This is a genomic window from Halomonas sp. AOP43-A1-21 (assembly GCF_052376775.1).
In the GTDB taxonomy this organism is placed as follows: domain Bacteria; phylum Pseudomonadota; class Gammaproteobacteria; order Pseudomonadales; family Halomonadaceae; genus Vreelandella; species Vreelandella colorata.
Window position 1 is genome coordinate 1 of record NZ_JBQSWC010000061.1, and the last position, 6736, is coordinate 6736.

The 6736-nt window shown below is 56.3% G+C and carries 6 protein-coding genes and 1 tRNA gene; 3 read left to right on the forward strand and 4 right to left on the reverse strand.

All coding sequences use genetic code 11. The features are described from left to right. Positions 1-193: helix-turn-helix domain-containing protein (locus ACT3R7_RS20255; RefSeq protein WP_496199434.1), on the forward strand; the 193-nt coding region annotated here is incomplete at its 5' end. A 64-nt stretch (positions 194-257) separates the two neighbouring features. Here ACT3R7_RS20255 and ACT3R7_RS20260 read toward each other — a convergent pair. The 3 genes from ACT3R7_RS20260 to ACT3R7_RS20270 are packed head-to-tail and all read right to left on the reverse strand — an operon-like array spanning position 258 to position 3064. Then, positions 258-1520 (reverse strand): TRAP transporter large permease, encoded by a 1263-nt coding sequence (locus ACT3R7_RS20260; protein ID WP_192539767.1) that lies wholly within the window; start codon positions 1518-1520, stop codon positions 258-260. Further along, positions 1517-2044: a TRAP transporter small permease gene (locus tag ACT3R7_RS20265; protein WP_192539768.1), complete on the reverse strand. Its 528-nt coding sequence runs from the start codon at positions 2042-2044 to the stop codon at positions 1517-1519. The genes ACT3R7_RS20260 and ACT3R7_RS20265 overlap by 4 nt, the downstream gene beginning before the upstream one ends. Further along, positions 2045-3064, reverse strand: a complete 1020-nt coding sequence (locus ACT3R7_RS20270) for a TRAP transporter substrate-binding protein (protein ID WP_192539769.1) — start codon at positions 3062-3064, stop codon at positions 2045-2047. 322 nt (positions 3065-3386) lie between these two features. On the opposite strand from ACT3R7_RS20270, the gene ACT3R7_RS20275 reads away from it, so the two are divergent. Beyond that, positions 3387-4772 (forward strand): FAD-binding oxidoreductase, encoded by a 1386-nt coding sequence (locus tag ACT3R7_RS20275; RefSeq protein WP_192539770.1) that lies wholly within the window; start codon positions 3387-3389, stop codon positions 4770-4772. An 88-nt stretch (positions 4773-4860) separates the two neighbouring features. On the opposite strand, the gene ACT3R7_RS20280 is transcribed toward ACT3R7_RS20275, so the two are convergent. Next, entirely contained in the window at positions 4861-5859 is a 999-nt protein-coding gene (locus tag ACT3R7_RS20280; RefSeq protein ID WP_192539399.1) for a TRAP transporter substrate-binding protein, read from the reverse strand. A 142-nt stretch (positions 5860-6001) separates the two neighbouring features. Between ACT3R7_RS20280 and ACT3R7_RS20285 the strand changes: the two genes are divergently transcribed. Next, positions 6002-6078, forward strand: a tRNA-Arg gene (locus tag ACT3R7_RS20285). Positions 6079-6736: the final 658 nt, after the last annotated feature.

Consider the following 6736-nt stretch of genomic DNA (forward strand, 5'->3'; position numbering starts at 1 on the left):
CCCGTCTCGCTACTATATGGAGCTACGTCTAACCCGCGCCCGCCAGCTACTTCAGCAAACTAATAAACCCGTTGCTGAAATAGCGGTGGCGGCAGGGTTTGTAAGCATGTCTCATTTTCGTAGCTGCTTTTATCAGCTGTTTGACATCACGCCCGGCCAGTTTAGGAAGTCGTGTCAGACCGAAAGGCACTAACTAGCATCGGCTTAAGCAAAAAAGGAGCCGGTAGCTGGCCCCTTTTTTGAACGCTTAGGCGCGGTTAATGACCCGACCAGCCCATAAAGATAGGCACGTAGACGACTAACAGCAGCACCCCGATCAAGCCCAGCATATACGGCACAATGGCCCGCGTAATGCGCTCAAGCGGCAGCTGCGTGACGGAAGAAGCAACGTACAGGTTGATCGCCACCGGTGGGGTAATCATACCTATCGAGAGCCCTACCACTATAATCAGACCGAAGTGAATCGGGTCGATCCCCAACTGCAGCACCAGCGGTAGCAGCACCGGCGTTAGGATGATCAGCGCGCTTGCCGTTTCGATAAACACGCCGGTCAGCAAAATGACGGCGACCACCAGCAGCATGATGATCAGTGGGTTGGTTGAGAGCGAGAGCACCGATTGGGCGATAGCGCCGGGCACCTGCCAGCTAGACAGTGTCCAGCTCAGCACTGCCGACATGGCGATTACCAGCATGATCACCGCGGTGGTCATGGCTGAACGGATCAGCAGGCGATATACCTGGGGCAGGGTTAAATCGCGATAGATGAACAGTGACACCAACAGTGCATAGTTCACGGCCACCACCGCCGCTTCAGACGGCGTGAAGATTCCTGTGAAGATACCCCCCAGAATAATCACCGGCGTCATCAAGCCCCAGCTTGCCGCCTTGAAGGTGCGCAAGATAGTGGTGATGGAAAGCGGCGTACCCTTGGGATACTGGCGTTTATAGGCCTGCGTGATAGCAATGGCCATCAGCCCCAAGCCCATGGCCAAGCCGGGTAAAAAACCGCTTAAAAACAGCTTGGACACCGACTGCTGGGCGATGACTGCGTAGATAATCATGGGTACTGATGGCGGGATAACCACGCCGATGGTGCCGCTAGCGGCGATCAGGCTGGCCGCCGAGGCGGGGTCATAACCTTTACGCTTGAGCTCCGGCACCAGGCTTGAACCGACCGCCGCTGTGGTGGCCGCCCCCGAGCCCGAAATAGCGGCAAAGAACATGCCCGCCATGACCGATACAATCGAAAGCCCGCCGCGCATAAAGCCCACCAGCGAATCGGCAAAACTCACCAACCGCTCGCTCACCTTGCCCTGAGCCATTAAGTCACCGGCAAGAATGAACATGGGAATCGCCACCAGCGCGAACGAGTTGATGCCCTGGAACATCTGCTGGGTCACCACCATCAGCGGCACGCCCGACTGGTACAGGGCATACAGGGTGCTTGCGCCAATCGCAAAGGCAATCGGCACGCCCATCAGCATAAACAGGAAGAACAGGCCAAATAGCAGCATGGTCATGGTGTCTGTTCTCCCATGGGCTGCGAGGGTTTGCCTTCAAGTACCAGCTCAAGCAGATCGATTAGAGCATACCAGGCCATGATGGCCGCACTGATAGGCATCACGGCATACACGTACGACATCGGCACGCGCAGCGAGGCGGATTTCTGGAAGCTCTGCACCTGCATATAGCGATAACCGATCACCACCAGCGTGATCATAAAGGCGATAACCGCCATCACGGCCAGGATCCGCGCTACCTGACGTAAACGAGCGGGAAGCGCGTCGACGGCAAAGGTAACGGCAATATGATGCCCGCGCTGAAAAGCCAGCGTACCGGCCAGAAAGGTAATCCAGATGAGCAGAAAACGGGCGACCTCTTCGGTCCAGCCGACCGCGGTAAACAGCACCCGCGAGACGATCTGCAGCGTGATCACCCCGATCAGAGCCGCCATGCCGATAAACACGACAGGCTGGATGATGCCATCCAGCCCGCGCTCGATCAGCCGCAGCGGTGTTAACAACGTTTGAGACAAAGTGGCCACTTACTGCAAAGCCTCCTGGATACGGGAAAGGTAGTCACCGAACTGCTGACCGTATTTTTCATACACTGGGGCAACGGCCGTCTGAAACGCTTCGATATCCGGCGAGTCGTTGATTTCCATGCCTGCGGCTTCCAGCGCCGCCAGCTGCTCGGCTTCCATCTCGGCATTCTGCTCGCGGGCGTAGGTTGAAGCCTCGCGCGCGGCGTCAAGCACTAGCGTCTGGACCTCTTCGGGCATGGCGTTCCACTTGGGCAGGCTCATCACGAAAAGCGCCGGCGCGTAGATGTGGCGCGTCATGGTCAGGTAGTTCTGAGTTTCGGCCAGGTTAAAGGCGTAGATGGCGTTGATCGGGTTTTCCTGGCCATCAATGGTGCCCTGCTGTAAGGCGGTCAGCGCTTCGGTCCAGGCCATGGGCACGGCGTTGGCGCCCAGCGTGCGGAAGGTATCCACATACACTTCGTTTTCGATCACGCGCAGGCGCAGCCCATCGAGGTCATCTGGAGTGTTGATCGCGTTGCGGCTATTGGTGATGTTCCGAAAGCCGCGCTCAGCAAAAGCCAGCCCTTTCAGGTTAACGCCTTCGAGCTTACCGAGAATCTCCTGACCTATCTCGCCATCCAGCACTTCATAGGCAGCTTCTTGCGTGGGGAACAGGAACGGCAGCTCGAACACCGAAAACTCATCGACAAAGTTCGCCACCGGGCCGTTGGTAATCACGCCCATATCTACCGTGCCGATCTGCATGCCTTCAAGCAAGGTGCGCTCATCGCCAAGCGAGGCATTAGGGAAAATCTCGACGCTAATCGCACCGTCGCTTTTTTCGCTCAGCAGCTCCTGAAAGCGCGTGGCGGCAATATGGTAGGTATCATCGCTATTCACCACGTGGGCCAAACGCAGGTTGGTCTCTGGCACGTCGGCGTGGCTTGCAAGCGAAAGCCCCAGAAGGCTAGCGCAGGCTAAGGCCAGGGTTGCGCGTTTAAACAGGGTGCGGGGCGTGCTGGAAAGTGCAGAGGTGTCCACGTGATCTCCTTGAAGTGATCGATTTTTTTATAGTGTGAAAAGGGGGTGTCCTTAATAGGCGCGTCATCTATACCATATTGGTTTTAGCGAACAAATAATTGATTGTAACCCTGCCATTCGTCTTAGAGCCTACTGGCTATTCGCGCTGGCAATAAAAAAAGCGTTTCAGGGCCAAGACTTGAGCAAATGCCCGGTTGAGGATAGCCTCATCGCCCAGGCAAATCCGGAACGTTAAAACGATCTTCCCGATGATGCATTCCCATCGCTTGCGTAAAATAACGAATCTTCTCATCGCACCGACCGGCCAAGACAGGAACAGACAATGGACACGCTGATTAAAGAGCTTGAAAACATCGTAGGCAAAACGGGTGTGCTGCTGGGTGACGATGTCGCGCAGCGCAGCGTCGACTGGTTCACCAAAGCGCCCTGCGAAGCCAAAGCGATCATTCGGCCGCAATCCACCGAGCAGCTTAGTCAGGTGATGGCCAAGTGCCATGCCGCCAAGCAGGCCGTGGTGACGCATGGCGGGCTAACCGGTGTAGTACACGGCGCCGTTGCCAGCCCCAATGAGCTAGTGGTGTCCCTTGAGCTGATGAACCAGATCGAAAACATCGATGCGGTCGGCTCGACCATGCAGGTACAGGCGGGTGTCACACTTCAGCGCGTTCAGGAAGCTGCCCAAGAGATCGACATGCAGTTCGCGCTCGATTTGGGTGCCCGCGGTTCCTGCACCATCGGCGGTAACATCGCCACTAACGCCGGCGGCATTCGGGTTATCCGCTACGGCATGATGCGCCAGCAGGTGCTGGGGCTAGAGGTCGTCCTGAGCGACGGCACCGTGGTCAGCTCGATGAACACCATGCTGAAGAACAACGCCGGTTACGATCTGAAGCAGATGTTTATTGGCAGCGAAGGCACCCTGGGGATCGTCACCCGCGCCGTACTGCGCCTGCATCCCAATATGCCCAGTGAGCAGACCGCGCTGGTCGCTGTGCCGTCCTTTAATGCGCTGACCACGCTGCTCAAACTGGTTTCAAAAGAGCTCGCCAACAGCCTGAGCGCCTTTGAAGCGTTGTGGAACAACCACTACACCCTGATGACGTCTGAAACCACCAAGCACACCGCGCTGCTGGCTACCGACTCACCGTTTTACGCCATCATCGAAACGCTGGGTTCAGATGAAAAGCAGGAAGCCGAGGCATTCGCCCGCGTGCTGGAACAGGCGCTGGAAGCCGAGCTGATCACCGATGCGGTGCTTGCCAACTCCAATACCCAGCGCCAGGGCATCTGGGAAGTCCGCGAGGACATCGAAACCCTGGTACACGAACTCAACCCGATGTTCTCGTACGATGTCAGCTTGCCGATCGTCCATATGGATGAGTACGTGACCGCGCTTGAGAGCAAGTTGAAGGAGCAGTGGCCGGAAACCGGCGCGCTAGTGGTGTTTGGCCACCTGGGCGATGGCAACCTGCATATCATGATCACCGTGCGCGACGCCAGCCCGCACAGCCGCCATCAGGTAGAAGACGTGGTGTATGGGTCGCTTGCCGCCTATAACGGCTCGATCTCTGCTGAACACGGTGTGGGTATGGAAAAACGCGATTACCTGCATATCTCGCGCACACCCGAAGAGATCGCCCTGATGAAGCGCATGAAGCTGGCGTTGGACCCTAAAGGGCTGCTTAACCCCGGCAAGATTCTGGGCTAAACCACGCGCGTAAGGGAGGGCGCCTAGTAAAAAGGCCACCGCGCGGTGGCCTTTTGCATCAACGGCTCAAGTAAAACCGAACGTCGATTTACTCTGCAATGGCTTCGCGAATGCGCGGCAGGTAATCGCCGAACTGCTCTCCATACTTCTCATAGACCGGCGCTACCTGCGCCCGGAACGCTTCAAGATCAGGCGTTTCGTTGATTTCCATACCAGCTTCTTTTAGAGCGCTTAGCTGTTCGGCTTCCATGTCGGCATTCACCTGGCGCTCATGCTCGGCAGCTTCCTGAGCAGCTTCTTCCAGCACGGCCTGTGCCTCTTCCGGTAGCTTGTTCCAGGCGGACATGCCCATCACAAAAATGGCCGGGGCATAGGTATGGCGCGAAAGCGTCATGTAGTTTTGCGTTTCGCCCAGATTGAACGAATACACCACGTTGACCGGGTTCTCCTGGCCATCGATAGTGCCCTGCTGCATGGCGGTCAGTGCTTCGGTCCAGGCCATGGGAATGGCGTTGGCGCCCAGTTCACGGAACGTATCGGTGTAAACGGGGTTTTCCATCACGCGGATACGCAGGCCATCCATATCGTCCGGCGTATTCACCGCGCGCTCGCTGTTGGTCAGGTTGCGGAAACCGCGCTCGGCGTAGGCCAGGCCTTTCAGGTTAACGTCGGAAAGCTTGTCTAAAAGCTCCTGACCGATTTCACCATCCAGTACGCCATAGGCCGCTTCAGGAGAAGGGAACAGGAACGGCAGTTCGAATACCGCCATCTCTTCGACAAAGTTGGCCACCGGACCATTAGTAATCAGGCCCATATCCACCGTGCCGATCTGCATGCCTTCAAGCAGCGTGCGCTCATCGCCCAGGGTCGCATTAGGGAAAATCTCAATGCTTACCTTGCCGCCAGTGCGCTCTTCGACCAGCTCTTCAAATTTGGTGGAGGCGATATGAAAGCCATCCTGCTCGTTAACCACATGCGCCAGGCGCAGGGTGACCGGGTCCATATCGTCAAAATCAGCTGCGTTGGCAGCGGTTGCCAGCGCCAGAGAAATGCCTAACGCCAGCGTGTTCAGCGTGAATGTTTTCATTTTTATGAGTTCCCGATGTGTAAAAAGACGAAGTGCCCACAAATCATGCCCTACACCTGGGAAAACGGTCAATCGAGGCAAGCAGTAAAGCCGCCACGCGGCTGGACACAGCGCGCCCGCACAGGTACGATACGCACCCTATGCGCCCGTAGCTCAGTTGGATAGAGTATCGGCCTCCGAAGCCGAGGGTCGCAGGTTCAAATCCTGCCGGGCGCGCCAAATATATCAAGGGCTTACGTTAAATCGTGAGCCCTTTTGTTTTGGTCTGCCAGTGGCTATAACCACGCTAGTAACCACAAGCGGCAATCCCAAAGCGTTTTGAATCGGCCTTGTTTGGTGTTGTGTTTTGTTGCCTTGGCCGTTGCGCGCTCTTTTTTTAAGCTGGGGGAAGTGTGGGAAAGCTAGCACTACGAAACTTTCGTAATACCCGGCATTGGGGGGGATTGGATCGAATAACCTCCCCATATCAAGACAGAGTGTCTTTAAGCGACTCTGTTAGCGCCTGGGGCAATCGGCTAGGTTCCAAGCCCATTAGCGTTGTGCAATTCTGCATATCGCCGGGAAGGTCAGCGCGACCGTCTGGAAGTGACTTTCCCTGACTTATTAAAACCTGTCTCCGAGACAGAATTAAAAGATGGGAATCCTCACCTTTTCTCGGTTTCAAACCGCAAAATTCACTGCCTCGGTTTCAAATAAAAAGCCCCAGCGTTAGCCAGGGCTTGAAGTGCCTACCACCGTCACTACTACTCGGAACGTTGACGCGCAGGCTTTCGGGGTTTTCTCATGCCTGGGGCACTCTCCGACTAATCCCCTATGCTTCTATCTGAATCCAGGCACTCGAACCATCCTTGCCCTTTGCGGCTCCTTCCTCAAACAA